Source organism: Sphaerisporangium krabiense (genome assembly GCF_014200435.1).
Taxonomy (GTDB): domain Bacteria; phylum Actinomycetota; class Actinomycetes; order Streptosporangiales; family Streptosporangiaceae; genus Sphaerisporangium; species Sphaerisporangium krabiense.
Genome location: NZ_JACHBR010000001.1, coordinates 4,371,110 through 4,396,447 on the forward strand (window position 1 = coordinate 4,371,110; position 25,338 = coordinate 4,396,447).

General features: G+C 74.4%; 22 protein-coding genes. 15 read left to right on the plus strand and 7 right to left on the minus strand.

Features of this window, described 5'->3' with window-relative positions; translation table 11 throughout:
- Positions 1-32: 32 nt before the first annotated feature.
- From BJ981_RS19375 to BJ981_RS19390, 4 genes are read right to left on the minus strand one after another with little or no spacing between them, the layout of a single operon-like run.
- Positions 33-1,751 carry a class I adenylate-forming enzyme family protein gene (locus BJ981_RS19375; protein ID WP_184612722.1) on the minus strand — a complete coding sequence of 573 codons (1,719 nt, stop codon included), beginning with the start codon at positions 1,749-1,751 and terminating at the stop codon, positions 33-35.
- Entirely contained in the window at positions 1,724-3,061 is a 1,338-nt protein-coding gene (locus tag BJ981_RS19380; protein ID WP_184612723.1) for a cytochrome P450, read from the minus strand. Before BJ981_RS19380 ends, BJ981_RS19375 begins: the two co-directional genes overlap by 28 nt.
- Positions 3,058-3,723: a sulfotransferase family protein gene (locus tag BJ981_RS19385; protein ID WP_184612724.1), complete on the minus strand. Its 666-nt coding sequence runs from the start codon at positions 3,721-3,723 to the stop codon at positions 3,058-3,060. The genes BJ981_RS19380 and BJ981_RS19385 overlap by 4 nt, the downstream gene beginning before the upstream one ends.
- Complete coding sequence (locus BJ981_RS19390; protein WP_184612725.1) at positions 3,720-4,796, minus strand: alpha-hydroxy acid oxidase; 1,077 nt, start codon at positions 4,794-4,796, stop codon at positions 3,720-3,722. Before BJ981_RS19390 ends, BJ981_RS19385 begins: the two co-directional genes overlap by 4 nt.
- Before the next feature lie 110 nt (positions 4,797-4,906).
- Between BJ981_RS19390 and BJ981_RS19395 the strand changes: the two genes are divergently transcribed.
- Positions 4,907-5,392 (plus strand): RNA polymerase sigma factor, encoded by a 486-nt coding sequence (locus BJ981_RS19395; protein ID WP_184612726.1) that lies wholly within the window; start codon positions 4,907-4,909, stop codon positions 5,390-5,392.
- Positions 5,393-5,398: 6 nt separating this feature from the next.
- On the opposite strand, the gene BJ981_RS19400 is transcribed toward BJ981_RS19395, so the two are convergent.
- Both BJ981_RS19400 and BJ981_RS19405 read right to left on the minus strand, forming a co-directional pair.
- On the minus strand, positions 5,399-5,920 hold the full coding sequence (locus BJ981_RS19400) for an SgcJ/EcaC family oxidoreductase (protein WP_184612727.1): 522 nt from the start codon (positions 5,918-5,920) through the stop codon (positions 5,399-5,401).
- 13 nt (positions 5,921-5,933) lie between these two features.
- On the minus strand, positions 5,934-6,542 hold the full coding sequence (locus BJ981_RS19405) for an SgcJ/EcaC family oxidoreductase (protein ID WP_184612728.1): 609 nt from the start codon (positions 6,540-6,542) through the stop codon (positions 5,934-5,936).
- Positions 6,543-6,813: 271 nt separating this feature from the next.
- On the opposite strand from BJ981_RS19405, the gene BJ981_RS19410 reads away from it, so the two are divergent.
- Positions 6,814-7,707, plus strand: coding sequence for an NAD(P)-dependent oxidoreductase (locus BJ981_RS19410; RefSeq protein WP_184612729.1), 894 nt, complete (start codon positions 6,814-6,816; stop codon positions 7,705-7,707).
- Positions 7,708-7,765: 58 nt separating this feature from the next.
- Positions 7,766-8,521, plus strand: coding sequence for an SDR family NAD(P)-dependent oxidoreductase (locus BJ981_RS19415; protein WP_239139236.1), 756 nt, complete (start codon positions 7,766-7,768; stop codon positions 8,519-8,521).
- 53 nt (positions 8,522-8,574) lie between these two features.
- On the opposite strand, the gene BJ981_RS19420 is transcribed toward BJ981_RS19415, so the two are convergent.
- On the minus strand, positions 8,575-9,264 hold the full coding sequence (locus tag BJ981_RS19420; RefSeq protein ID WP_184612731.1) for a hypothetical protein: 690 nt from the start codon (positions 9,262-9,264) through the stop codon (positions 8,575-8,577).
- 827 nt (positions 9,265-10,091) lie between these two features.
- Between BJ981_RS19420 and BJ981_RS19425 the strand changes: the two genes are divergently transcribed.
- The 12 genes from BJ981_RS19425 to BJ981_RS19480 all read left to right on the plus strand — a co-directional run bounded on the left by BJ981_RS19425 (position 10,092) and on the right by BJ981_RS19480 (position 25,076).
- Entirely contained in the window at positions 10,092-10,748 is a 657-nt protein-coding gene (locus BJ981_RS19425) for a DUF11 domain-containing protein (RefSeq protein ID WP_184612732.1), read from the plus strand.
- A gap of 73 nt (positions 10,749-10,821) precedes the next feature.
- Positions 10,822-11,496, plus strand: a complete 675-nt coding sequence (locus tag BJ981_RS19430; RefSeq protein WP_184612733.1) for a UdgX family uracil-DNA binding protein — start codon at positions 10,822-10,824, stop codon at positions 11,494-11,496.
- A 210-nt stretch (positions 11,497-11,706) separates the two neighbouring features.
- Positions 11,707-12,720 (plus strand): AAA family ATPase, encoded by a 1,014-nt coding sequence (locus tag BJ981_RS19435; RefSeq protein WP_204070263.1) that lies wholly within the window; start codon positions 11,707-11,709, stop codon positions 12,718-12,720.
- Positions 12,720-14,588, plus strand: a complete 1,869-nt coding sequence (locus BJ981_RS19440; RefSeq protein ID WP_184612734.1) for a hypothetical protein — start codon at positions 12,720-12,722, stop codon at positions 14,586-14,588. The genes BJ981_RS19435 and BJ981_RS19440 overlap by 1 nt, the downstream gene beginning before the upstream one ends.
- Entirely contained in the window at positions 14,585-15,973 is a 1,389-nt protein-coding gene (locus BJ981_RS19445; RefSeq protein ID WP_184612735.1) for a CHAT domain-containing protein, read from the plus strand. The genes BJ981_RS19440 and BJ981_RS19445 overlap by 4 nt, the downstream gene beginning before the upstream one ends.
- On the plus strand, positions 15,970-18,813 hold the full coding sequence (locus BJ981_RS19450) for a tetratricopeptide repeat protein (protein WP_184612736.1): 2,844 nt from the start codon (positions 15,970-15,972) through the stop codon (positions 18,811-18,813). The genes BJ981_RS19445 and BJ981_RS19450 overlap by 4 nt, the downstream gene beginning before the upstream one ends.
- 182 nt (positions 18,814-18,995) lie before the next feature.
- The gene (locus BJ981_RS19455) at positions 18,996-19,514 is read left to right on the plus strand and encodes a DUF6879 family protein (RefSeq protein WP_184612737.1); all 519 of its coding nucleotides are present in this window, start codon (positions 18,996-18,998) and stop codon (positions 19,512-19,514) included.
- A 148-nt stretch (positions 19,515-19,662) separates the two neighbouring features.
- The gene (locus BJ981_RS19460) at positions 19,663-20,187 is read left to right on the plus strand and encodes a truncated hemoglobin (protein WP_184612738.1); all 525 of its coding nucleotides are present in this window, start codon (positions 19,663-19,665) and stop codon (positions 20,185-20,187) included.
- Entirely contained in the window at positions 20,184-21,872 is a 1,689-nt protein-coding gene (locus BJ981_RS19465) for an FAD-dependent monooxygenase (RefSeq protein WP_184612739.1), read from the plus strand. Before BJ981_RS19460 ends, BJ981_RS19465 begins: the two co-directional genes overlap by 4 nt.
- Positions 21,873-21,924: 52 nt before the next feature.
- Positions 21,925-23,043 (plus strand): GNAT family N-acetyltransferase, encoded by a 1,119-nt coding sequence (locus tag BJ981_RS19470; RefSeq protein WP_184612740.1) that lies wholly within the window; start codon positions 21,925-21,927, stop codon positions 23,041-23,043.
- Positions 23,040-24,308, plus strand: a complete 1,269-nt coding sequence (locus BJ981_RS19475; protein ID WP_184612741.1) for an MFS transporter — start codon at positions 23,040-23,042, stop codon at positions 24,306-24,308. The genes BJ981_RS19470 and BJ981_RS19475 overlap by 4 nt, the downstream gene beginning before the upstream one ends.
- Positions 24,309-24,344: 36 nt before the next feature.
- Positions 24,345-25,076, plus strand: coding sequence for a PIG-L deacetylase family protein (locus BJ981_RS19480; RefSeq protein ID WP_184612742.1), 732 nt, complete (start codon positions 24,345-24,347; stop codon positions 25,074-25,076).
- Positions 25,077-25,338 lie beyond the last annotated feature (262 nt).

The window sequence follows — 25,338 nt, forward strand, 5'->3', positions numbered from 1 at the left end:
CAATAACTCCGGACGCCGTGAAGGGCGGATGGTCAGAATGGTGAGTTCTCCGTCGGTGAATCCGCAGGAGGGTCCGCCGGCGAACCGGCCGGTGGAACAGGCGGCGGGACCGCGCGCGTGACCGGACCCGTGGGCGGGCCCGGCGCGGGAACGAGCGCGGCGAGCGCCTCCTTGTCGGGCTTGCCCGCCGGGGTCAGCGGGATCGCGCCCACCACCGTGATCGTCCGCGGCACATGGCCGGCGCTGAGCGAGCCGCGCACCAGCGCGAGCAGGTCCTCGCGGCCGACCGGCGCCGCGGGCACGACGAAGGCGTGGAACGCCTCACCCGTCTCGGCGTCCCCGGCCCCGAGCACGCACGCCTCTGCCACCGCCGGGTGGCCCGCGAGCACGCGCTCGACCGCGCCTCCGTGGCAGACCTCGGCGTTCACCATGATGACGTCGCGGCTGCGCCCGCTCAGGTGGAGCAACCCGGTCGGGCCGAGATATCCGAGGTCGCGGGTGTGCAGCCAGCCGTCCCGCAGCACCTCGGCGGTCTCCTCGGGCGCGTTCCAGTAGCCGCTCATCATGTGCGGGCTGCGCACCCAGATCTCGCCGACCTCGCCCGGGGCCACCGGCGCGGAGCCGTCCCGGCGCAGGCCGACCTCGACGGCGGGCAGCGGCCGTCCCACCGACTCGCGCGCCGCGGGCTCGCGGGCGAGGTCGTCCGGCGTCAGCATCGAGATCACCCCGGCCTCGCCCTGGCCGTACCCCTGCCACACGATGGGGCCGAGCCGCCGCACCGCCTCGGTGAGCAGGCCGGGCCCCGCGGGGGAGCCGCCGAGGACCACGGCGCGCAGGCTGCCCACGTCAACGGGCCGCTCGTCCAGCGCGGCGAGCATGAGCCGCAGGCGCGGCGGCGGCACGAGGATCGCGGTGAGGCGGTGGCGCTCGATCGCGCCGGGCAGCAGAGGTTCGGGGTCGTCGCCGGACGGCAGGACGGCGGCGCCGCCCGCGATGAGGCAGCGGCCGAGGTAGGTCATCATGACGGGCCCGGCGAGGCTCTCGGAGATGAGGCAGCGCCCGAACCCGGTCATGAGCTCCGCGAGCGGGGCCGGCCACCGCTCGCGGCGATAGGCCAGGGTGAACGCGTGGTAGGTCTGCGCGCACGCCTTCGGACGGCCGGTGCTGCCGCTGGTGAACGTCAGCCGCGCGATGTCGCCGGAGCGTCCCCGCGGCGTGAGGTCCGCCGCCTGCCGGACGGCGAGCAGGTCGGTGGCGTGCGGGCTCGGCCCGAGGGACAGTTCCCGGGGACCCGATGCGTGCGGGCTCGGCCCGGGGAAGAGGGCCCGGGGACCGGGCGCGTGCGGGCTCGGCCCGGGGGACAGGGCCTGGAGACCGGGCGCCGGAGGCCCGCCGGGGGAGGTCACCACGGCGTCGAAACCGAGGCCGAGCGCGTACTCCGTCTGGCGCGGGCTCCAGCCGGGACGCAGCGCCGCCACGCGGCAGCCGAGCGCGTGCGCCGCCAGGTGCGCCGCGTACGCCTCGGGCGTGAGGCCGGTCGCCATCGCGACCCCGCGCCCGGGGCCGAGCCCGGCGTCCCGCATCCCGGCGGCCAGCCGTGCGGCGAGGTCCAGCACCTCGCCGCACGTCACCGCACGCCCGCCCTGCAGGAACGCGACCCGCCCCGGCGACGCGCGCAGCGCGCCGAGCACCGGCCCGGGGAAGACCTCCTCGCCCTCCTCGCTCACGCCGTCCGCTCCTGGCTCGGGCACGCCGACTCCTGCGAGGCGGCGGCGAAGTGGCGCCGGCACAGCTGTCGCCTGCGCGCGTCCCACACCATGTAGGTGCCGAGCACGAGCTGCGTCAGCGCGCGTCCCACGTCCTCCCACCGGTCGCGCACGCGCATGAACGCCAGCGCCGCGCCGCGCCACCACGGCCGGGCGCCGCGCGGCAGCACCAGGCACGGGCCCCGGTTGGGCAGCGAGCGGGTGTGCGCGGCCGAGGTGTGGAAGTCCAGGCGGGGCAGCAGCGCGGCGACGACGGCGCGCATGGCCAGCGGCGCGAGCCGCCACGCCGGGCAGGGCCGGTTGGCCGCCACGCCGAACGGGATGTGGTTGGCCTCGCGCACGGACAGCGTCTCCCACCGCGCCGGGTCGAACCGGTCGGGGTCCGGGAACCCGGTCCGGTGGAACTCGGGGTAGTTGAAGCACAGCACCGTCCCGGCGGGCAGCGTGGTGCCGCCGTCCAGCGCGATGTCGGCCGAGGTGACGCGGTGCGCGATCCCGAACAGCGGGTACAGCCGCAGCGTCTCCTCGATCACGTTGCCGAGCGGCGCGGGGTCGCGGGCCAGCGCGTCCTGCGTCTCCCGGTGCCGGGCGAGGGTCATCAGCACGTGGGCGGTGGCCTCGGACTGCTGCACGACGGCCGTGTTGAAGAACGTCCCCTGCAGGTACAGCGCCTGCTCGACGCGGGTGAGGCCGCCGGGCGGCGGGTGGCACGCGTCGTCGAGGCGGGTCAGCAGGTAGCGGGTGAGACGGTCCCTGCGCTCCATGTGGCGCAGGCCGCAGCCCTTGAGCGCGGTGACCACGTCGTCGGCGTTGGCCACGATGAGGGCGCGCGCCTCGGCCGGGCACTCCTCGCCGAAGACCAGCTCGTAGAAGAACTCCGCCCACATCGGCATCAGCAGGTCGCGCAGCCGCACGAACCCGGACGGGCGCAGCCGCCCGGCGGCCCGCGTGGCCATCGCCGTCACCCGCGCGGACGGCAGGCCGAGGAACGCGCGGGTGGCCCGCGCGACCCGCTCGTAGCGCTCGCCGGGCTCCAGGTGCTCCTGGTGGACGTCCGCGCCGGGGGACAGCCAGTACCAGAACAGGTCCGACAGCGCGGCGCCCCTGCTGCGCCCGTCGGCGGCCGGGTCGGCGTACACCCGGCGGAACTGCTCGACCGGGACGAGGTCGCCGGGCACGGGGACGCCCTCGTCGCCGTTGATCCTCGTGAAGAGCCACATGCGCAGGCGGACGACGACGCGCGGCAGCCAGTACGGCAGGCTGAGCACCAGGGCGGCGGCGGCCGGCGCGATCATGACCGCCGCCTGGACTCGGCCATCCTCGCCTCGACCCGCCCCCAGAACCTGCCGGGGTCGTTCAGGTGCGGGTACTCCTGGTCCGGCACCGGCACACCGAGGAACGCGCACAGCGGAGCCCATCCCGAGCCGGGCTCGCAGACGAGCAGCCGTTCGGCGGGCACCTCGGCGCGGACGGCGGCGTTGTGCTCCTCGTAGACGGCGATGGCGCGCTCGCGGTCGGCGAAGCCGCCGCCGAAGAAGCCGTCCCAGATCATGCGCCGGTGGAACCGCGTGAACACCTCCATGCCGGGGACGACGCGCAGCGCCTCGCGCGCCCGGGGGTCGGAGGAGGTGCCGAACATCGGGTAGATCGTGCGCGCGACGCTGTCGTACCACCCGTCCGGCTCACGCACGGTCAGAATGATCTTCGCGGCCGGGAAGGCGGCGGTCAGCTCGCGCCAGAACGCCGCGCCCGGCCAGTCCACGCTGGACTCGTAGCCCGCGAAGACGGCGGACCAGTCGACGGCGTCGCCCCGGGCCGCGGCCTCCCACAGGGCGAGCCGGTCGGGGTGGTCAAGGACGTGCCGTCCGTGGAAGCACGGCCCGAGGCCCAGGGTCTCCAGGGCCGCCTTCAGGGACAGGGTGCCGGTGCGTCCGACACCCACGCCGATGACCTTCATCGGCCACCACCTTCCACGACGAGATCACGGGGAACCGACAGGGGAGAGTCGCACCCGCACAGGGTGAGCGCGTTGACCAGCTCGGCGCGCAGCAGGGACAGCACGCGGGCCACGCCGTCCTCGCCGTCCACGGCGAGGCCCCACAGGACGGGACGGCCGACGGCCGCGGCGCTCGCGCCGAGGGCCAGCGCCTTGACGACGTCGGTGCCGCGCCGGACCCCGCCGTCCAGCACGAGCGGGATCTCCCCGCCCACCGCGTCGGCGATGACCGGCAGCCGGTCGATCGAGGCGGGCGTGGTGTCGAGCTGCCGCCCGCCGTGGTTGGAGACGATCAGCCCGTCCACCCCGCGCCGCACGGCGAGCCGGGCGTCCTCGGGGTGCAGCACGCCCTTCAGCACGATGGGCAGGCCGGTGATCCCGCGCAGCCAGTCCAGGTGCCGCCAGGAGATCTCCGGGGAGAGCACGACGCCGCGCACGTCGCCGCCGATCTCGCGCAGGTTCTCGCAGCGCATGCCGGGCGGCAGGTCGTGGAAGCCGTTGCGGTCGCCGCGCTCGTTGCGCCCGAGCGCGGGGGAGTCGACGGTGACGACGAGCGCCGTGCACCCGGCCGCCTCGGCCCGCCGCACGACGGCCTCGGTGAAGCCGAGGTCGGGCTGCACGTAGAGCTGGAACCACAGCGCGGCGTTCTCGTCCACCTTGCGCGCCTCGCCGGCGACCTCCTCGATCGCCGTCGTGGCCAGCATCGCGGCGATCATGACGACGCCGGCCCCGGCGGCGGCGCGCGCGGTGGCCAGCTCGGCGCCGGGGTGCGCGAGCCGGTGGAAGGCGGTCGGCGCCATCAGCAGGGGCATGGACGTCCGGTGGCCGAGCACGGTCGTCTCCAGGCCCGGCGGGCCGAGGCCGCGCAGCACGCGCGGCACCAGGCACAGGCGGCGGAAGGCGGCCTCGTTCGCGGCCGTCGTGACCTCGTCCTGCGCCCCGGAGGCGAAGTAGTCGTAGAAGACGGGGTCGAGCGCGTCGCGCGCGGCGTGCTCGAACTCCCGGACGTTGACAGGCCCTCTGACAGACTTCACAGCGGTAATACGAAATCAGGGGTATGGCGGGATTCATAGGGGTTGAACCGGCCTGATCCTTGATCCGTCAAGTAAACGTGGCGCTCTCGGATGAGGCTCTCGTCGCGGGCATGGCCTCAGGGGACGCGCACGCCGCCACGGCGTTCGTCCGGCGGTTCCAGGCGCGGGTCCTCGGCATGGCGAGGAGCGTGGTCGGCGACCCGGACCTGGCCGAGGAGATCGCGCAGGAGGCGTTCGTGCGCGTGTGGCTGCGCGCGGCCGGCTACGACCCCGGCCGGGGCCCGGTCGCGGCCTGGCTCCTCACGATCACGCGCAACCTCGCCGTGGACGCCGCCCGCCGCCGGCGGCGGACCGAGCCGGACCTCCTGCCCTGGCCGCTCGCGCCGCCCGCGTCCCCCCTCTTCGACGACGGCGCGGGGGACGGCCTCGCCGCGGCCCTGCGGGCACTGCCGCCGGAGCAGAGCCGTCCCATCGTCCTGTCGGCGGTCTACGGCCTCACCGCCAAGGAGATAGCCGAGTGGGACGGCGTGCCCCTGGGCACGGTGAAGACGCGGATCCGCCTGGGGCTCGCCAAGCTCAGGGACAAGCTCGGCTGAGGGCCGTCACCTCGGCGGATTGACCAGCGTGTTGTGGAAGGACCGCACCAGCCACCGGCCGGAGTCCTTCACGACCAGGCTCGTGTTCCACGACAGCGTGTTGGGGTGGCAGCTCGTCTCCTTGGCGAAGAAGACGCAACCCTTCCTGATGATGTAGGCCAGCGTGGGGGACAGCATCTGGATCTTCTCTTCCAGCGTGATGATCCGGCTGTTCTTCAGCTGGGCGCCGAGGTAGCGCTGGAAACGGGTCCCGATCTCGCGGCCGGTGTGGATGTGCTCGCCGGTGACGTTGACGAAGTCGGCGTCCGCGGTGTACGTCGCGCCGTACGCGTGCCCGTCCCCGCGCGCCCAGGCCCCGGCCTGGCGTTCCCAGAGCTGGGCCAGCGCGACGCGGTCGGCGTCGCTCGGGCCCGCGGCGGGCACGGGGTCCGCGACGGCGGCGGAGCCGGGCATGAGCGCGGCGCCGAGCCCCAGGGCGGCCGCGCAGACGGCGCGGGCGGATCGCCTCGTTCGGTGATGGGTGTCCATTCGTGTCCCCCGGTCATTCCGTGGTGTCGAAGGCGGCGCCGAAGTGGCCGCCGGCGCTCAGCGGCGTGGCCGCGGCGCCGTGGTCCTGGACGAGCGTGTTGTGGAAGGACGTGACCAGCCACTGGCCCGCCTGCTTGACGACGACGCTGGTGTTGATCGAGAGGCGGCCCGGGCGGCAGGCCGTCTCGCCGCCGTACAGGACGCAGTCCCTGCGCACGATGAGCGCCGTGGTGGGGGAGAGCCTGCGCACCCGTTCGTCCAGCCGCAGGATGCGGGTGTTCTTGAGGTCGTGGTCGAAGTAGTGCTGGAGCCGCGCGGCGATGACGCGGCGGTCGTGCAGGTGTTCGCCCTTGATGTTCACCAGGTCGGCGTCCGGGGTGTAGACCCTGGCGTAGGCGGCGCCGTCGCCCCGTGCCCAGGCCTCGGCCTGGCGTTCCCAGACGCGCCGCAGCGCGAGCTGGTCGGGGTCCTGCGGGACGGCGGTCGTCGGGCGGGAGGCGGCGGGACCCGTCGCGTCCGGTGTCACGGCGGCCGTCGGTGGCGTGGAGGTGACGAGTGTGGCCCCGAGGCCGCCGATGAGCGCCAGACGGACCGTTCTCGTGGTGTGTCGACGAATGTCCATGCGTGCCCCCGTTCAACGTGCGCTGGAGCAAACGTATAAGCGCTTCCTCTCATTGATGGCTTGACGGGATCATGCGCCTTCTGATGATTCGGCAACCTGTGCGTACAGGTGCGCCGGTCGCAGCCTGTCTTGCGTGACTTCATGAGGTATTCCCGGAAGCGCCGCTTTCGGCACCTAAGTGGGGATTTTTGGATTCTGTACCATTTTCGTCCTTCGTCCGGTGTGTCCGTCTTGTGCATGGGGGAGGAACGGCGGCGAGGGGGAGTGACATATGCAGATAGCAGTCCTGGGAATGGGGAACATGGGCCGGGCGGTGGCCCGGCGGCTCATCGAGCACGGAACCGAGATCACCATCTGGAACCGGACACCGGGCAGGGCGGCCGAGCTGGTGCAGGCGGGCGCGACCGAGGCCGCCACGCCGGCGGATGCCGCCAAGGGCGCCGACGCGGTGCTGATGTCCCTCGCCGACGACCGCGCCGTCCTCGATGTGGCGGGACGGCTCGCCGACGCCACGCAGACGGGCGACGGGGCCCCCGTCCTCGTCGACATGAGCACCGTCTCCCCGCAGACCTCCCGCCTGCTGCGGGACGCGGAGCCCGGCCGCGGGTTCGTGGCCGCCCCGATCATCGGAGCCCCCCAGACCATCGCGCACGGCCGGGCGACGGCCCTCGTCGCGGGCGAACGGCGCCTCGTCGACCGGCTGGAGCCGGTGCTGTCCCAGATCTTCCACGCCCACACCTACTGCGGCGAGGACCCCGGCGCCGCCACCACCTTCAAGCTGCTCAACAACTACCTGCTCATCTCGGCCATGGCCGTCGTCGCGGAGGTGGTCGCCGCCGCCGAGGCCGCCGGGCTCGACACCGAGCTGCTGCGCGGCGAGCTCCACCAGTGGCCCACCGTCCCGCCCGCGCTCCTCAACCGCATCGACGACACGGTCGGCGGCGACCACCACGGCTGGTTCAGCACGCGGCTCGGCGCCAAGGACGTGCGGCTCGTCGCCGAGGTGGCGGAGTCCAACGGGCTGCCCCTGCCCATCGCGCGGCTCGTCGAGAAGCGTTTCGAGGAGGCGGCCCGCCACACCTCGGCCGAGGCCGACATCGCCGCCGTCGTGGAACTGGTCCGCGCCGAACGCGGCCCCCGACCGGTGACCGCGGCTCATGGGTGACCGGCCCACGCCGGACGGCCTTCGCGATCACGGCCGGGGCGGCCTCCGTGAGACCGGCGTGACCGGCGATGCCCGGGACCGCCCGGTGACGGCGCTGGTCACGGGCGCGAACCAGGGGATCGGCCGCGAGATCGCCGCCCGGCTCGCCGGGCTCGGCATGACCGTCCTGCTCGGCGCCCGCGACCCGCGCAGGGGCGAGGAGGCGGCGCGGGCCCTGCGCGCGGCCGGCGGCGACGTGCGAGCGGTCCTCCTCGACGTCACCGACGCCGTGTCGATCAAGGGCGCGGCCCAGCACGTCGGCGAACGGTTCGGCGTGCTGGACGTGCTGGTCAACAACGCCGGCATCCTCGGCGACCCCGCCGGGCAGGCGCCCGGCACGGCCGAGCTGGACGTCGTCAGGCAGGTCTTCGAGACCAACGTCTTCGGCGTGATCGGCGTGACCACCGCGATGATCCCGTACCTGCTGCGCTCGCCCGCGGGACGCGTCGTCAACGTCACGAGTGGCCTCGGGTCGCTGACGCTGATGAGCGAACCCGAGGGCCTGTTCGGCGGGCGCCCGGCCTCGGTGGCCTACGTGCCGTCCAAGACCGCGCTCAACTCGCTGACCGTCCAGTACGCCAGGGAACTGCGCCCGCACGGCATCCTGGTCAACGCGGCCGACCCGGGCCTGTGCGCGACCGCCTTCACCCGCGGCGTCCCCGGAGTCACCCGCACCGCCGCGGACGGCGCCGCCATCGCCGTCCGCCTGGCCACCCTCCCCGCCGACGGCCCCACCGGCGGCTGCTTCGGCGAGTCCGGCCCGCTCCCATGGTGACGGCCCGCTTTTGAAACGATCGGGCCGCCCCTCCGCGGGTGGCGGCCCGATCCCTACCGTTTCGTAAGGCTCTTTCTCCCGCGGCGGGTCGTCAGGCGGATGAGGAGGGCGCCGAGGAGCAGGCAGGCGCCGGCTGCGGTCAGGGTGAGGGCGAGGTCGGTGCCGGTGAAGGGGAGGTCGCCGGGCCGTGCGGGGGCGGGGCCGGTGGGCGGGTCTGCGTCGGGGGAGCCGGGGCCGGGCTTGCCCGTGGTGTCGCCGAAGGGACCGGGGCCCGTTCTGCCGGTGGTGCCGCCGGTGGTGCCGGTGTCGTGGGAGGTGGTGCCGCCTTCGGTGAGCTCGGTGACCTCGTTCCCGGTGATGACGGTGACGCCGTCGTCGCGTCCGCCGGGCCGGCCGGGCGTTCCCGGGGCGCTCGCCTTCTCGGAGGTGCCGCCTGGTTTCTCGGGAGTGCCGCCCGGCTTCTCAGAAGTGCTGCCCGGATCCTCAGGGGGGTCTCCGGGGGGCAGGACGCGGACGGTCACTCCCACGGAGCCGGGGTCGGTGCGTCGTGGGGCGGGGGCCGGTTGTGGTGCCGTGGGGTGGCGGGCGCCGAGGGAGGACGCGGTGGGTGGGGACGTGGACGGCAGGCGGTGCCAGAAGGCGCCGGTGCCGGTGGTGGCCGAGGCGGTCATCGTCGCGAAGAAGGTCAGCGCGATCGCGGTCTCGATGCCCAGTAGGACCGGCGTGAAGCGTCTACCCATCATTCCCCCAAATGGCACCGGCGACCGGGTAATTTGCCATTGACCGAATATCTTTGCTCTTTCAGGTTTTACCCCCTTTCGTGGGCGCTCTCACCGTCATGACGGCCTATCTCCCGCCATCTCCGCTCCTATTCTCCGGGTGGATTCTCCCGCGCAAGCGGCAGACGAGATCTACGCGATGAGAACAAATGGAAGCCGTTACAGCGGAATTTGACGTGTCATTCCAACGATGCGCCGCCGCTCGCCAGGCGCATGGGCGTCCTGCTCGGAGCCCTGTCCGTGGCCAGTGCGCAGTGTCCGCCCGTCCTGGCGGCGTCACGGCCGGTTCCCGACTTCTCGCCGCGGGTGAGCCCGACCCGCCTGCTGGTCCCCGCCGGCATGACCTCCGTCGCGCAGTGCCGGTCGACCGGAACCGTGAATTTACCAGGCATAAGCCGGGCGAGTGCGTTTGCGGCGGCGGAGAAGCGGTGATCACCGCCAATATAACGCGATTCTGTGGGGCCATATGTCCAATTTTGAAAGTCCCATGCCGTGCTCGTGGGCCTGGCCATGGCCGAGGGCGATACCGAGTCCACGGTGGCGAACGTCGTCGTCACGGCCTTGATCACCCTGATCGGGGTCACGCCGTCGTTCACGCTCGCCGATCATCGACTACGTGGCCGACACCCTGTAACGCCGGCCGGGGCGGCGCGCTCCCGTGAAGACGCGCGGCGCGTCGACGGTGATGCCTGCGGAGAAAGGCTCTGTCGGCATCTACCATTCTCGAAAAGGGGAATCCGTCCGCACGCGGCCCGCGTGGCAGAAATCCATCACCGTAAAAGGTATTATTCATGTTTTTTCACGTCACACCGGTGCGCCCGGCCGCCGCGCGCGGTGCCCGCGCCGCCCGCCCGCTCCGCGCCGTCGTGCTGAGCCCGCTCGCCGCCGCCCTCGCCGCCGTGCCCGTCGCGGCGGCCGTGGTCCCCGCGCACGCCTCCGTGCCGCACCCGGCCGAGCCCGCCTACGCGCTGCGCATCGGCATCGACAACGGCCAGACGAGCGTCCGGCCGGGCGACCGCCTCACCTACACGATCCAGGTCAGCAACACCGGCGCCAAGGACTCGCCCGACCTCGTGCTGAAGCAGGTGGTGCCTCCGGGGCTGAAGGTGCTCTCCTCCACGCCCGAGGGCAAGATCTCCCGGGACGTGATCGCCTGGCGGCGCGCCGTGCCCGCGGGCAGGACCGACCGGCTCAGCGTCGCCGTCGAGGTCGGAAGCTTCCCCGCCCAGCTCCGGCGGCTGGCGGCCGTCGTCTGCGCCTCGGTGAAGCACGAGAAACGCCCGATCGTCTGCGCCACCGACCTCGACCGCCTCCCCTCCGCGGCCCCGCCGTCCGAGCGCGCCTCCGTGGGAGCGGGGCTCTGGTGGGCGCTCGGCGCGGTCCTGGCGGTGCTCGTCGCGTTCCTCGGGCCGCGGGCACGCCGGGCGCTGCGGCGGGCGCGCCCCTAGGGATGCGCCGGTCGTTCGCGGGTACCCGCCCGCCGGGGCCCGGCACGCGGGCGCCGGAGGGGAGGACGACGCCGTGACCACCGCCGACGGAGAGGGCTACGACGCCTCGCCGTACGTGCCGCAGGGCGCCGACCTGGACGAACTGCGCGCCGCCGCCGCGGACTGCCACGGCTGCCCGCTCTACCGCGACGCCACCCAGACCGTCTTCGGCGAGGGCGACCCCTCGGCCCGCGTGCTGCTCGTCGGCGAGCAGCCGGGCGACCAGGAGGACCGGCAGGGCCACCCGTTCGTCGGACCGGCCGGGCGGGTGCTGGAACGCGCGCTCGGCGAGGCCGGCGTCGACCCCGGCGACACCTACGTCACCAACGCCGTCAAGCACTTCAAGTTCGACTTTCGCGGCGGCGGCAAGAAGCGCATCCACAAGCCGCCGAGCCTGCGCGAGATGGCGGCCTGCCGGCCGTGGCTGGCCGCCGAGATGCGCCTCGTCCGGCCCGAGGTGGTCGTCGCGCTCGGCGCCACCGCGGGGAAGACGCTGCTCGGCCCCGCCTTCCGGGTCAGCGACCGGCGCGGCGTGCCGGAGCCCTTCCCCGGCGAGAAGCCGGAACTGTGGCGGCAGGTCATGGGGGAGGGCCGCGCCTGCCTGGTCGCGACCATCCACCCCTCGGCGGTGCTGCGCGCCGACGACCGCGAGGCGATGTACGCGGGCCTGGTGTCCGACCTGCGCCGCGTCTCGGACGCCCTGCGCTGAGCCCCGAGCCGAATCCCTGAGCCGAGTCCCCGCGCTGAGCCTTTCCCCGCGCGGGCGGGTATCCGGCTGTCTACGCTAGGTCAGGGACGATCCCGCGCGATCCCGTGCACACTTTGCGTGTCGGGCCCTCGCGGGGACCGAGGGGACGGCCGCCCGGCCCACCCCCGGAACGTCCCTCGGGGGACGACCGGTCACGGTGAAGGAGGGGTCTTGGGCGAAGGGGCGGCATCGGCCGGGGAGCCGGCCACGGCCGGCGGATCGGATCCGGGACGGGAGGAGGGCGCGGCCGAGGCGTTCCCCATCCTCCCCTACAGCTACGTCGTCGGGCAGGACGCGCTGTGCCGGGCCCTGGAGATCGCCTACGTCGTGCCCGCCGTGGGCGGCGTCCTGGTCAGCGGCGAACGCGGCACCGCCAAGTCCACCACCGTGCGCGCCTTCGCCCGCATGATGTACGGCGAGCTGCCGGTCACGCTCCCGATGAACGTCACCGACGACCGCGTCATCGGCGGCTGGCGCATCGACGCGCTGATGGCGGGCAGGACCGAGCCGCAGCCCGGCCTGCTCGAACACGCCGGCCGTCAGGGCATGCTCTACATCGACGAGGTCAACCTCCTGGACGACCACATCGTCAACCTCATCCTCGACGTCGTGTCCACCGGCCTGCTCGTCGTCCAGCGCGAGGGCCTGGACCGCCCCGAGATCCCGCTGTCGTTCACGCTCGTCGGCACCATGAACCCCGAGGAGGGCACGCTGCGGCCCCAGCTCCTCGACCGCTTCGGCCTGCTGGTGCCGGTGGCCGCGGAGCCCGACCCGATCGTGCGGCGCGAGATCCTGCGCACCGTGCTGCGCTTCGACGAGGAGCGCGCCCGGCCGTCCTCCGACTGGCTCGACCAGGGCGCCGCGCTGGACCGCGAGCGCCGTGCGACGATCGCCGCCGCGCGCGAGGCCGTCCACGACATCCGGCTCGACGACGACACCGTGTCGCTGTGCGCCCACGTCGCCGCCGAGTTCCACGTCGCCGGCCACCGGGGCGAGATCGTCATGGCCCACGCGGCCCGCGCCGTCGCCGCGCTGCAGGGCCGCACCACCCTCGTTCCCGGCGACGTCCGCGCCGTGGCCCCGCAGGCCCTCATCCACCGCCGTCGCGAGGCCGCCTACGGCGACGGCCTGGACTGGACCGACAAGGACCAGGACCGCCTGGACAAGGTCATCGACGAGGCGTGATGCCCGACCACGGCACCGACCCGCTCCCCGGCTCCCCGCCCCCGGGCGTACGGGAGCGGGTCGCGACGGGCCTGGCCTGCGCCGCGGTCGAGCCGAGCCTGGCCGGGATCCTGCTGTTCGACCTCGACGCCGACGTGATCCTTCCCGTCGTGCGCTGGTTCGCCGGCCTCGCCGAGGTCTCGCCGGCGCCGGTCATGCTGGGCGCGACGGCCACCGACGACGACCTGTGGGTGCGCGTCCGCCCGTACCCCGGCGAGGCGGGCGGGTTCCGCCTGGAACGCGGACCGCTGGTGGGGGAGGGGCGCGCTCCGCGCGTGGTGGTGGTGCCCGACCTCGCGCGCCTGGGCGCCGCCGGGGCCCGCGCGGCGCTCGCCTCCATCGGCGCGGACGTGACGCACCTGGAGCACACCGGCGTCCAGGCCCGGTGGCGCCCCCGGGACCACTGGATCGCCTGCTGCCGCCGCGACGAGGTCGGCCGGGTCTCCCCCCACCTGCTGGACCGCTTCGCGCTGCGCCTCGACGCCGCCGGGCTGAAGCGGACGGCCGGGCGGGACGTGCTGGACGAGCCCGACCCCCGATGGCGGCGGGCCGTGCGCGCGGGGCGGGTGCCCGGCACCTCGCGGGACGCCGTCGAGGCCGTCGTGGCGGCGCTGTCGCCGGCCGGGCCGCGCCGGGACCTCGCGCTCGGGCGCGTCGCGCGGGCGCTGGCCGCGCTGCGGGACGACTCCGTCGTCGAGCGCGAGCACGTCGAGCAGGCCGCGCGCCTGACCGGCGTCTTCGCGGCGGCGCGGCAGGACGGCCCGCGCGACCCCGCGCAGCCCTCCCCGTCCCCGGCGGCGGGTGCGCAGCCCGACGGCGGGCAGGAGCAGGGCCCGCGCCCGGTCGAGGTGCCCGCGGGCGAGGCCACGCCGCTGCCGTCCGGGCCGCTGCCCGCTGTCGAGACGCCGCGCGAGCCGTACCCCGAGGACCACGCCGACCCCGACCACGACGCCTACCCTTTGCGGCTGCCCCCCTACCGCCGCGCCGGCGGCGGCCCGGCGCGCGGCCACCCCATCGGCACCCGGCCCGCGCGCGACCTCAGGGACATCGCGGTCGCGGCGACGCTGCTGGAGGCCGCGAAGTTCCAGGCCGTCCGCCGCGAGGAGCGCGACGGGCCGTGCCGGGACGGCGACCGGCTGCTCGTCGAGCCCGTGGACCTGCGCGGCCACCGCAGGGCTCCGCGCCCGGGAAGCCTGCTCCTGCTGCTGCTCGACCACACCTGCCACCGGGGCTGGGACTGGTACGAGCCGCTCGCGCCGTATCTGCGCTGGGCGTACGCGGCCCGCGCGCCGGTCGCCGTGGTCGAGGTGGGCGCGGCGGACGCGCCCGACGAGCTGCGCGCCGAGATGTTCGCCGCGCGCGGCGTGCTCGACCCCCGGGTGGCCACGGCCATGGAACGCCCGCCCGGGCGCGCCACGCCGCTCGCGCACGGCCTGACGCTGGCCGGGCGCGCCCTGCGGCACGGCACCCGGCAGGGCGACGCGGCGATCGTGGACGCGCTGCTGGTCGTCGTCACCGACGGGCGCGCCAACGTGCCCCTCGCCGCGGGCCTGGCCGGGCGCATGCCCGAGCGGGTGGCGGCGGAAGGCGTGCAGGACGCCGTCGAGGCGGCGCGCCGCATCAGCGCCCTGCGCCGGGTGCGCAGCGTCGTGATCGACCCCGGCCCCCGCCCCGGGGCCCACCTCACCGCGGCCCTCGCCGCCGCTCTCGGCGGCACGCTGATCCCCGGCGTCCCCGCCGACCCGCCCGGGACGGCCTCCGGCGGCGGGCCGGGATCGGCCGCCGCGGACGGTGATCCGCGATCGGCGGTCCGGGGGGAGGACGGATGACGGCCGAGGGACGCCGCAGGTTCTTCGGGGCCGTCTTCGGCTCGTCACGACGCACGAGCGCCGGCCCGGCGGCCCCCGCGCCCGCCGCGCCGACCCCTCCTCCCGGCCCGCCGGCGCCGTCGCCCGCCCCCCATCCCGTCCCCCCGGCGGGCTCCGGACCGGAGACCGCCGGGACGCTCCCGCGGACCCGGGGCGCGGAGGCCGGGGACGCGGGGGAGGCGCGGGCGCGGGTGGTCGCGGACGCGGGGGACCCGATGGTGTTCGACGTCATCGAGGCCGACCTCGGCGCGGGGCTGCCGGAGGGCATGGCCCTGCTCACGGTCGTCCCGGTCCCCCAGGAGGGCGGCGCGCCCGGCTTCCGGCTGCGCGGCGTCTGCTGCTGCGGCGAGGCCGCCGAGTTCGCCGAGGTCTACGGGCGCCCGCGGCTGGACCTCGGCGAGCTGGCCTCCGAGGGGGGCGAGCTGCCCGCCGACGTGCTGAGCTTCATGCAGATCTGGTCGCGGCCGAAGGCCGAGCTGACCCGCTGGCTGGACCGCCGCATCTGCGCGCACGGCGAGCGGCTCCAGCTCGTGATCTGGGACGACACCGGCTACCGCATCCCGTGGGAGCTGTTCTGGCTCGACTACGACGGCGGCAGGTCGGAGGGGTGGCTCGGCGGCGTCGTCACGCTGACCCGGTGGCTGTCCATCCGCACCCCCTGGCCGGAGACGGTCCGCGACTACCGCTCCGCGCACACCTGCACCGGCCCGGTGGCCGCGTACGTCGAGCCCCGGATGCCCCAGGACCACGCCCTGCTCACCTCCTACCACGTGGAGCGGAGCGCCGACATGCCCGCCCTGGCCAAGGCGTTGCGCGCGCACGGGACCGCGCTCGCCTTGATCTACGTGGCCTGTCACGGCCGGTTCGGCGACCAGGTGACCGAGTCCGCCCTCGGCGGTCTGCCGCTGAAGCACGCCGACACGATGAAGTTCCTGCGGCTGCGGTCGGCGGCGACGCTGGTGTTCCTGAACGCCTGCCAGTCGGGCGCGCTCGGGTACGACACCGACCGGTTCAACGACCGGGTGCTGCGCGGGTTCGCGGAGGTGTTCCTGCGCTCGGGCGCGGCGGGCGTGCTCGCCACCAGCGGGAACGTCGGCGACCGCGAGGCGTGGAAGATGGCGCGTGAGCTGTTCCGGTACATGCGCGAGCACCCGGGCCGCCCGGTGGCGGAGGCGCTGCGCGAGCTGCGGGCCCGCGCCGCGACGCTGTCCCCCGCCGACCTGGCCGGCGTGTCGGGGAGGGCGGCCGATGAGGAGCTTATTCCGCTTTTGTATAGGTTCATGTACGTCTATTACGGGAGCCCGCGCACGCTGGTGACCCCGGACGCGGCCTTGGGGGCGTCATGAACGGTGCCGTGCCCGGTGGGGCCGCCGCCACCTCCGGTGCCCGGCTGCGCCTGGAGCCCGTGGTGAGCTGGCCGCGCGACATGGCCGCGGGACGGCCGCACCTGGTCGCCGTGGACCTTCGCCTCGCGGGGCCGCCGGAGGAGTGGCCGTACGACGAGGAGGAGTTCGCCTTCACCTGCCTGCTGGACGGCTCGCAGGCGTTCTCCGTGGCCGCGCTGCGGGACGCCGCGGTCATCGTCCACCGCTTCGGCGGCTCCTACGGCCCCGCCGAGTTCCTGGTCACCCCGGAGGCGGGGCCGCGCGACCGCGCGCTGCTCCTCACCATCGTCACCCCGCGCGGCGTGATGATCCGCACCACCGAACTCCCCGTCCGCGTCCACGCCGAGCCGCCCGCGGGCATCCCCGTCCCGACCTTCCCGGTCATGACCGGCCTCGCGGTCGCCGAGGCGGAGGGAAGCGGCCTCTACTACGACGACGGGTTCCCCGGACGGTCCCGGCCGGCCGAACCGGCACCCGCGGAAGACGCCGGCGTCTCCGGCGACGCCGACGGCCCGCGCCGCGTATGCGTCGCCGTGGACATCGCGAGCCTGAGCGCCCTCTCCGACGAGGACCAGGCCGACCGGCACCGCCGCACGTCGGCGGTGGCGACCGCGGCGCTGCGCGCGGCCGGCCAGGACATGGGCGAGTCCACCATCGCGGCGCAGGGCGACGGTGTGGTGGTCGTCCTTCCCGAAGAGATCGACATCGTGCGGGTCGTGCCGCGGTTCCTCTACGGACTGCGGGTGGCGCTGCGACAGGAGAACCGGACGGCCGTCGCGGACGAGCGCCTCCGCCTGCGGGTGGCGCTGGCCGCCGGACCCGTCTCCGACGAGCCCGTCGGGATCAGCGGTACGACGGTCCTGCGCGCGCTCCAGATGGCCGGGTCCTTACAGGGCGAAAGGGCCCTGGACCGCGCGCCCGGCCGCGATGTCGTGGTGATCGTCACCGACGAGCTGTACGAGGGCGCCGAGGGCGACCGCATCGCCGGCCGGGACGCCCCCCGGTTCTCCAGGGTGCTGAGCACCGTCATGGGCGTCGCCGAGATCATCTGGGTGGCCGTCCCGCCGCCACCGGAGCTCGACGAGTTCCCGGAGGCAGGCGAGTTCCCGGAGGCAGCCGAGTTCCCGGAGGCAGGCAAGTTCCCGGAGGCCGCCGAGTTGATCGAACCCGACGAGGTGACGCGGGAGCCGGAGGTCCCGGTACCCGAGGAGGTCGCGCGGACGCCGGGGCCCGAGGACGCCTCGGGAGCCGTTCGCACTCCGGAGGAGGACGGCGACCAGCCGCCGCTGACCCAGGCCGAACGCCACTACCGCACCAGCCTCGCCATCGCCGAGCGGCTGGTGGCCTCCGATCCCGCCAACGTCGAGGCGCAGCGGGACCTGAGCATCGCCCACATCAACCTGGGCAACCTGCTCAGCGCCCGCGGGGACCTCGACGGGGCCGAGCCGCACTACCGTGACAGCCTCGCCATCGCCGAGCACCTCGCCACCACGCATCCCGCCAACACCCAGTTCCGGCGGGACCTCAGCATCTCGCACAACAACCTGGCGAACCTGTCCAACGCCAAGGGCGACCTCGCCGGGGCGGAGCCGCACTACCGCAGCAGCATCACCATCGCCCAGCGGCTCGTCACCGACGACCCCGCCGACACGCAGGTGCAGCGCGACCTCGGCGTCTACCACAGCAACCTCGGCGACCTGCTCACCGCCTCCGGCGACCTCAAGGGGGCCGAGCGCCACTACGGCAGGAGCCTGGCCATCGCCGGGGTCCTGGCCGACGCCCACCCCGCCGACGCGCAGGTGCAGCGCGACCTCAGCGTGTACTTCAACAAGGTGGGGGACGTGCTCGCCGCGCGGGGCGACCTCACGGGGGCGGAGAGCCACTACCGTAACGGCCTCGTCATCGCCGAGCGCCTGGCGTCCCAGGATCCGGACGGCGGCGAGGCGCAGCGCGACCTGAGCATCTCCCACAACCGGGTCGGCGACATGCTCATGGCCCGGGGCGATGTCACCGGCGCCGAGGACCACTACCGCGCCGGCCTGGCCATCGCCGTGACCCTCCTGTCCCGGGACCCCGGCGGCGCCGTGGCACGGCGCGACCTCACCATCTCGCACAACAAGGTCGGCGACACGCTGAGCGCCCGCGGCGACTTCGAGGGGGCCGAGTCCCACTACCACGCCGGCCTGGCCCTCGCCGAGGCGCTCGCCGACCTCGATCCCGCCAGGTCCGAGGCCCAGCGCGACCTGAGCATCTCGCACAACAGCCTGGGCGACCTCTACACCCGGCAGGGTGACCTGACCCGGGCCGAGACCCACTTCCGCCAGGCGCTGCGGATCGCGGAGCGGCTGGTCGCCCAGGATCCCTCCCGTCCGGGCAACCACCGCGACCTCGGCATCTACCACAACAAGCTGGGGGACGTGGCGCTGGCGCAGGGCTCGGCCGAGGACGCCGCGCGGCACTTCGGCACGAGCCTGGCCATCACCGAGCGGCTGGCCGCGGACGACCCGGGCAACCCCCAGCTCCAGAGGGACCTCAGCGTCTACCACAACAAGGTCGGGGACGTGTACGCCACACGCGGGGCCTACGACGCGGCCGAACGGCACTTCCGCGACGGCCTGGTGATCGCCGAGCGGCTCGCGGCCAGGGACCCGGGCAACGTCCAGGCGCAGCGCGACCTGAGCATCTCCCACAACAAGCTCGGCGACGTGCTCAGCAGGCGGGGCGAGCCCGGGCAGGCCGCGAGCCACCACCGGGCCGCGCGGCGGGCGCTGAAGGGCGAAGAGGGCAACGGCGCCGGTTGACGGAACGCCCCGCGTGGGGGTCCGGCGGGGGCAAGGAGAGCAACCTGCGAGAAGACAAAAATTCTGGGGCACTGTCACGATTTGTGTCCAGGCGAGCGGGCTGTCCGGTCCAACATTCGCCTTCTATCCGAACACCGAGCGCGTGATCCGGTTCGGATGACGGGGCTCGTTACGGAGGTCACATGACGACGACGACCGTCCCGAAGTTCGAGGAGCTCATCGCCGGCACCGAGTTCTCGGCGATCCACCTGGAAATGCGTGACATGTACACCCCCAAGGGCGCGGTGTACGTGGACTGGAAGGCCGGAATCCCCATCGAGTACGACCGGCACGGCGGCTGGGTCGAGCTGGTCGGCGCGGCCGTGGCCAGGGGAGTGGACTGGCGGCGCGCCCGCGTCGTCTCCGAGCCGGTCACCGACTTCATCGAGTACGAGTACGAGACCGCGACCATCGTGAACGTCCCCGCCGGGGAGAACGTCCGGTGGCTGCCGCGCCGCCTCGCCTCCGACCTGATGCTGCCCGGCAACGACTTCTGGGTGTTCGACAACCGCCTGGTCAGGTTCACCCATTTCGCCGGCGACGGGTCCTACGGCCCGCACGAGCTGAGCGACGACCCGGCGCTCGTGAAGAACTGCGTCGACGCCTTCGAGGCCGTCTGGGCGCGCGCGATCGACCACAAGGACTACACCCCCGTCGTCTGACGCGGCGCCACGCGCGTCCCGTCCCCCCGGCCCCCGCGCGCCCCGCGGGCGAGACCCGGCGGCGGGACCGCGCATCCCGACCAACCCCGTGGCCGTGCCGTCCCCGTGGCGCACGGCCACGACCGGCAGCGGCCGACGGGAGTACGACATGCCATCCAAAGCCGTCCCCGAGCACGACGGAAAGGTGCTCATCGTCGCGGACGAGGGAGTGAGACCGGCCGAGCACATGACGCCGGCCGAGGTGGACAAGAAGGTCGGCGACTTCTACGCCGGCATCGGCGGCGAACCCTTCTTCCGGGCGCTGGCCACGCGGTTCTATGAGCTGGTGTCACGGGACGAGGTGCTGGTCCCGCTGTTCCCCGTGCACGACTGGGCCAGGCACGCCGAGCGCCTGACCGCCCACTACGTCCAGATCTACGGGAACAACGACCTCACGGCCGCGTGGGACCCGCGCCTGCACCAGGCGCACAGCCACATGCTCATCACCCGGGAGCAGCGCCTGCGCTGGCTCGCGCTGATGAAGGAGGCCGGCGCCTCGCTGGGCGCGCCCGAGCCGCACTTCACCGAGTTCCTCACCATCATGAAGATCGCCAGCGGCGAGATGATGGCCGTGTCCCGGGGCGCCGCCATCGCGCGGGGCGTCCGGTTCCACTGGGACGGCACGCCGCGATGACGCCGCGGACACCGAACCGCGTCGCCGTCGTCGGCGCGGGCGCCGCGGGCGCGTTCTTCGCCCTCGAACTGTCACGGCTGCGCCCCGGCATCGCCATCGACCTGTACGACAGGGACGAGAGGTCGGCGGGCGCGGGCATCGTGATGTCGTGGGAGTTCGCCGAGCGGGTGCGCGCCGTGCACCCGCGCGCGTTCGCCCTTCCCCCGGAGGCGATGGCCACCTGGGACCGCACGCTCACCCTGGCCGGCGAGGACCGCGTCTGGTCGGGCGCGTACGGCATGTTCGGCCTGACCCGCCGGGTCTTCCACGAGCACGTGCGGGCGCTGGCGTGCGAGCCGCCCACCGTGACCTTCCACGCCCGGGACGTGACCGCCGACCCGGGCGGCCATGACCTGCTGGTCGTCGCGGACGGCGCGAACAGCCGCCTGCGCGCGGCCCGCGACCACGGCACCGTCACCACGCACGGCCGCACGGTGTTCCTGTGGATGAGCACGCCCGCGGTGCTGGAGCCCACGTTCGTCCTCAAGTGCGTCGGCGCCGGCGTGCTGATCGTGCACGCCTACCCGCACGGCGCCGCCGAGAGCACCTTCATCGTCGAGGCCGACCCGGACACGCTGCGCTCGCGCGGCCTGCTCGACCGGCCGCTGCACGAGGTCGAGACGATCCTCGCCGGCGTCTTCCGCGACGAACTGGACGGCGCGCCGCTCACCGCGCGGACCGCGGGGTGGCGGCCCTTCCCGACGGTCGTCAACGAACGCTGGCACCACGGCCGCGCCGTCCTGGTCGGCGACGCCGCGCACACCGTCCACTTCTCCGTCGGCTCGGGCACCGCCCTGGCCATCGACGACGCGTTCTGCCTGGCCAGATCGCTCGCCGCCTGCGACTCCACCGACGACGCCCTCGCCGAGTACGCGCGGACCCGGGCGCCCGTGGCGGCGGAGGCGCAGGCCGAGGCCGGGGACAGCCAGCGCTGGTTCGAGACGCTGAGCCGCCGCGACCGGCTGCGCGGCGCCCAGACGGTCTTCGCGCTGCGCAGCCGCAGGGACGCCAACACCTTCGCGCGGCTCGGCGCCCGCGACCCGGAGTTCGTGGCGCGGGCCATGGAGACGTACGCGGGCCGTCCCACCCGGGCCGAGCCGGTGGACGTGCCGCTCACCGTGGGGGACCTCAGGCTGCGCACCCGGATGGTCGCCGCGGGCCTGGAGCGGGACGCGCCCGTGCTGCTCTTCCCCACGGCGACCGGCGACCGCCCGTGCGTGGTGACCCGCGACGCGCCCGCTCCGCCCGCTCCGCCCTGCGTGCTGGTGACCCCGGACGGCACCGCCGACCCGCGGGAGCTGCGCGCCGCGGGGGCGTCGGCCGTCGGGCTGCTGGTGTCCGGGGACGAGCCCGTGGCGGACACGCCGGCGCGCGGGTTCGACTTCGTCGCCGTCCCCGCCGAGACGGGCGCGGGGCGGATCGCCAGGACCGGGCTCGCCGACCGCGTCCGCCACGAGAGCGACCTGCCCGTGCTGCTGCTGTCGGCGCAGCGGCTGTCCCGCGACGAGATCAACACGTTGCTGCTGGCCGGGCGCGTGGACATGGTCGCGTGCGTGGACGCGCGCGACCTCTCCCGCGGCGCGGATTCCGGGGACGGATCGCGCATTCTGGAAGATGCCGCCGTGCGAAGCGGGCCGGAAGAGTGAGGGGAATGGGCGGACGCCACCCCGACAGTCCTCCGCGGTCAAGGGAGGCACGGTGACCACGACGACACCCGGCCCCGTCGCGCGGACCGCCACGCGGTTCGAGGTCCGCGAGGGGCTGCCCGCCGGCTGGGACGCCCACATGGGGGACGCCCCGGCGAGCCTGAGCGCCCGCTGGATCGGCCTGGCCCAGGCGAGGATCCCCGGCGGCCTGCGCACCTTCGGCCTCTACGAGGACGACCGGATCGCCGTCGCGTTCTGCGGCGGCGTCCAGGACGCCCCCACCGGCCACCCGAGGTTCGACCCGTACGCGGTGCTCAGCGGCGCGTCGGCGACCGACGACGTGGCGCTCGCCGCGCGGGGCCCGCATCCGTGGAAGGGCGCGGACCCGGCCGAGGTGTTCCCCTGCTGCCTGGTCATGTTCCCCAACTACGAGACCGCCCCCGCCGGGCACGGCGCCCGCGACCACGCCCTCGCGGGCCGGTTCGTCGCCGGCCTGGACGCCTGGGCCAGGGACAACGGCGCCCGCAGCGTCGCCTACCTGTACCTGCGGCCCGACTACCCCGAGTTCGCCGGCGCGCTGCGCGAGGCCGGGTACACGACGATCCCCATGGTCGAGCGCTGCGACATGCGCGTCACCTGGACCGATTTCGACGGCTACCTCGCGACGCTCAGCCGCAACCGGCGCACGGCCGCGCGCCGCGAGCTGCGCGAGACCCGCGAGCGCGGCATCGTCGTCGCCGAGCGCCGCGTCACCGACGAGGAGCCCGAGCTGGTGCGGCTGCGCTGCAACCTGATCGCCAAGTACGGCGGCACGCCCGACCCCGAGCGCGAGGCGTTCTCGCTGCGCTACCTGCGCGACCACTTCGGCGCCGGCGACCTGCTGCTCATCGAGGCACGCAGGGACGGGGACCTACTGGCCTTCAGCCTGTTCATCCGGGACGGGGCGAGCTGGTCGGTGCTCATGAACGGCACCGACTACGACGACCCCGACGCCTCGTTCACCTACTTCACCACGATGTTCTACCGCCCCGCCCAGCTCGCCCCGGCGGCCGGCGTGCGCACCATCGGGTACGGCATCGGCACGATCGACGCCAAGCGTTCCCGTGGATGCCGGACCAGCACGCTCCAGGCCGCCGTCCGGGCGATCGACCCGATGGGAGTGACGACGTGACCGCCACCGCGCCCCCGGAAACCCCCACCCCGCCCGCCCCGGGCAGGTTCGCCCGGCTGCTGCCGCCGCCCGGGCCCGGCCGGATGCTCGTCGTCTGCTCGGCGGTGGCGAGCGTCGGCAACGGCCTCTACCTGTCGGGGTCGGCCATCTACTTCATCCGCGAGGTCGGCCTGTCGTCCGGGCAGGTCGGGCTCGGCCTGTCGCTGGTCGGGCTGATCAGCCTGCCGATCAACGTGCCGCTCGGCTACCTCGCCGACCGGTTCGGCCCGCGCGAGGTCACGATCCTGACCACGCTCACCAAGGTCGTGGCGCTCATCGCCGCGATGTTCGTCGCGAACTTCCCGATGTACCTGCTGGTGGTCGGCGTGCTCGGCGTCGCCGACAGCGGCGGCCAGGTCGCCAGGGGCGCGCTGATCTCCGGCCTCATGGGCAGGGAGGGCAGGGTCGCGCTGTCGGCGTACCTGCGCTCGGTGTTCAACGCGGGCTTCACGCTGGGCGTGCTCGGCGCGGGCATCGTCATCGCCTTCGACACCCGGCCCGCGTACCTGTCGCTCATGCTCGGCAACGCCGCCGCGATGGTGCTGGCCGCGATCCTCTACCTGCGGCTGCCCCGGGTGCCCGGCACGCGCGGCGAGAAGAAGCGCGAGGGCGGCGGCTGGCTCGCGCTGCGCGACTGGCCCTACCTCGCGGTCGCCCAGGTCGCCGGCATCGCCCGCCTCGGCCCCACGCTGGCCGCCGTCGGCCTGCCCGTGTGGCTGGTCACCCGGACCGACGCGCCCCGCGCGCTGGCCGCCTGGCTGTACGCGATCAACACGCTGATGGTCGTGCTGCTCCAGGTCCGCGCCGCCCGCGGCGCCGACACGGTGCCCGGGGCCGCGCGCCTGCAACGGTGGACGTTCCTCGGGCTCGCGGGCGCGTGCGTCGTCACCGGCCTCGCCTCCGGGGCGCCGCCCCTCCTCGCCACCACGATCATGGTGTTCGGCATGGTCGTCTTCACGCTGGGCGAGATCTGGGGCGAGGGCGCCCGCTGGGGCCTGCGGTACGAGCTGGCCCCCGACCACGCGCAGGGCCAGTACGGCGGCATGTTCTCGACCGGCGACGCGCTGGCCGCCATCGCCGGGCCCACGCTGGTCACCGTCCTGCCCGAACGCTTCGGCCTCGGCGGGTGGATCGCGCTGGCGGTGATCTTCCTCGTCGGGCTCGCCGCGAGCGGCCCGGTGATCCGCTGGGCCGAGCGCACCCGGCCGCGGTTCGTCACCGCATAGGACCCTGCTCAGCTCACGCGGGAAGGTTGGTGGATCATGCCGGAGCCGTACGCCCCCATGCCCGACGACTGGGGGCGCGCGCTCGCGGTCGTCGCGCACCCGGACGACCTGGAGTACGGCCCGGCGTGCGCGGTCGCGGCCTGGACCGCGGCGGGCAAGGACGTCGCCTACCTCATCGTGACCCGGGGGGAGGCGGGCATCGACTCGCTGCCCCCCGAGCAGGCCGGGCGGGTGCGCGAGCGCGAGCAGATCGAGGCCGCCGCGATCGTCGGCGTGGAGCGGGTGGAGTTCCTCGGCCACCGGGACGGCGTCGTCGAGTACGGGCTGCCGCTGCGGCGGGACATCGCCGCGGCGATCCGCCGGTTCCGGCCGGAGGTCCTGATCGGGCTCAACCACCACGAGCGGTGGCGCAGCGGCGACTGGAACTCCCCCGACCACCGCAACGTCGGCGTCGCCCTGCTCGACGCCGCCGGCGACGCGGGGAATCGCTGGATATTCCCCGAACTGGCGGACCAGGGCCTCGCGCCGTGGCCGGGCGTGCGCTTCGCGGCCATGGGCGGCTCGCCGCACGCGCGCCACGCGGTCGACGTCTCGGGCAGCCTGGACAAGGGCGTCGCCGCGCTGGAGGCCCACCGCTCCTACCTCCCCGCGCTCGGCCCGGAGCATCCGATGTCCGACGCGCGCGGGTTCCTGGAGGCCAAGACCCGCAGGTTCGGCGAGAGATTCGACGGGGTTGCCTGCATCGCCTTCGAGGTCATCGGGATCTGAACAGGCCCCGAGCACGTCGGTGCGGGCACGGAGGCGGGTGGGGGGATTCCCGCCTCCGTGCCCGCACGGCCGGCATGGTCTCCGTCGCTCCTTGTCTCGCGGGGTTCGCGGTCGCGGATGTCAGCGCGGGGCCGGGGAAGGCGGCCGGCGGCTGGTGGCGCGCGGGGCGGGGGAGGACGCTCACGCGAGGCCGGTGGGCCGTCGGGAGAGGGGCTGCGACGGCCGGGGGGACGGTTGGGGGGACGCCGCCCCCGCCGCGCGC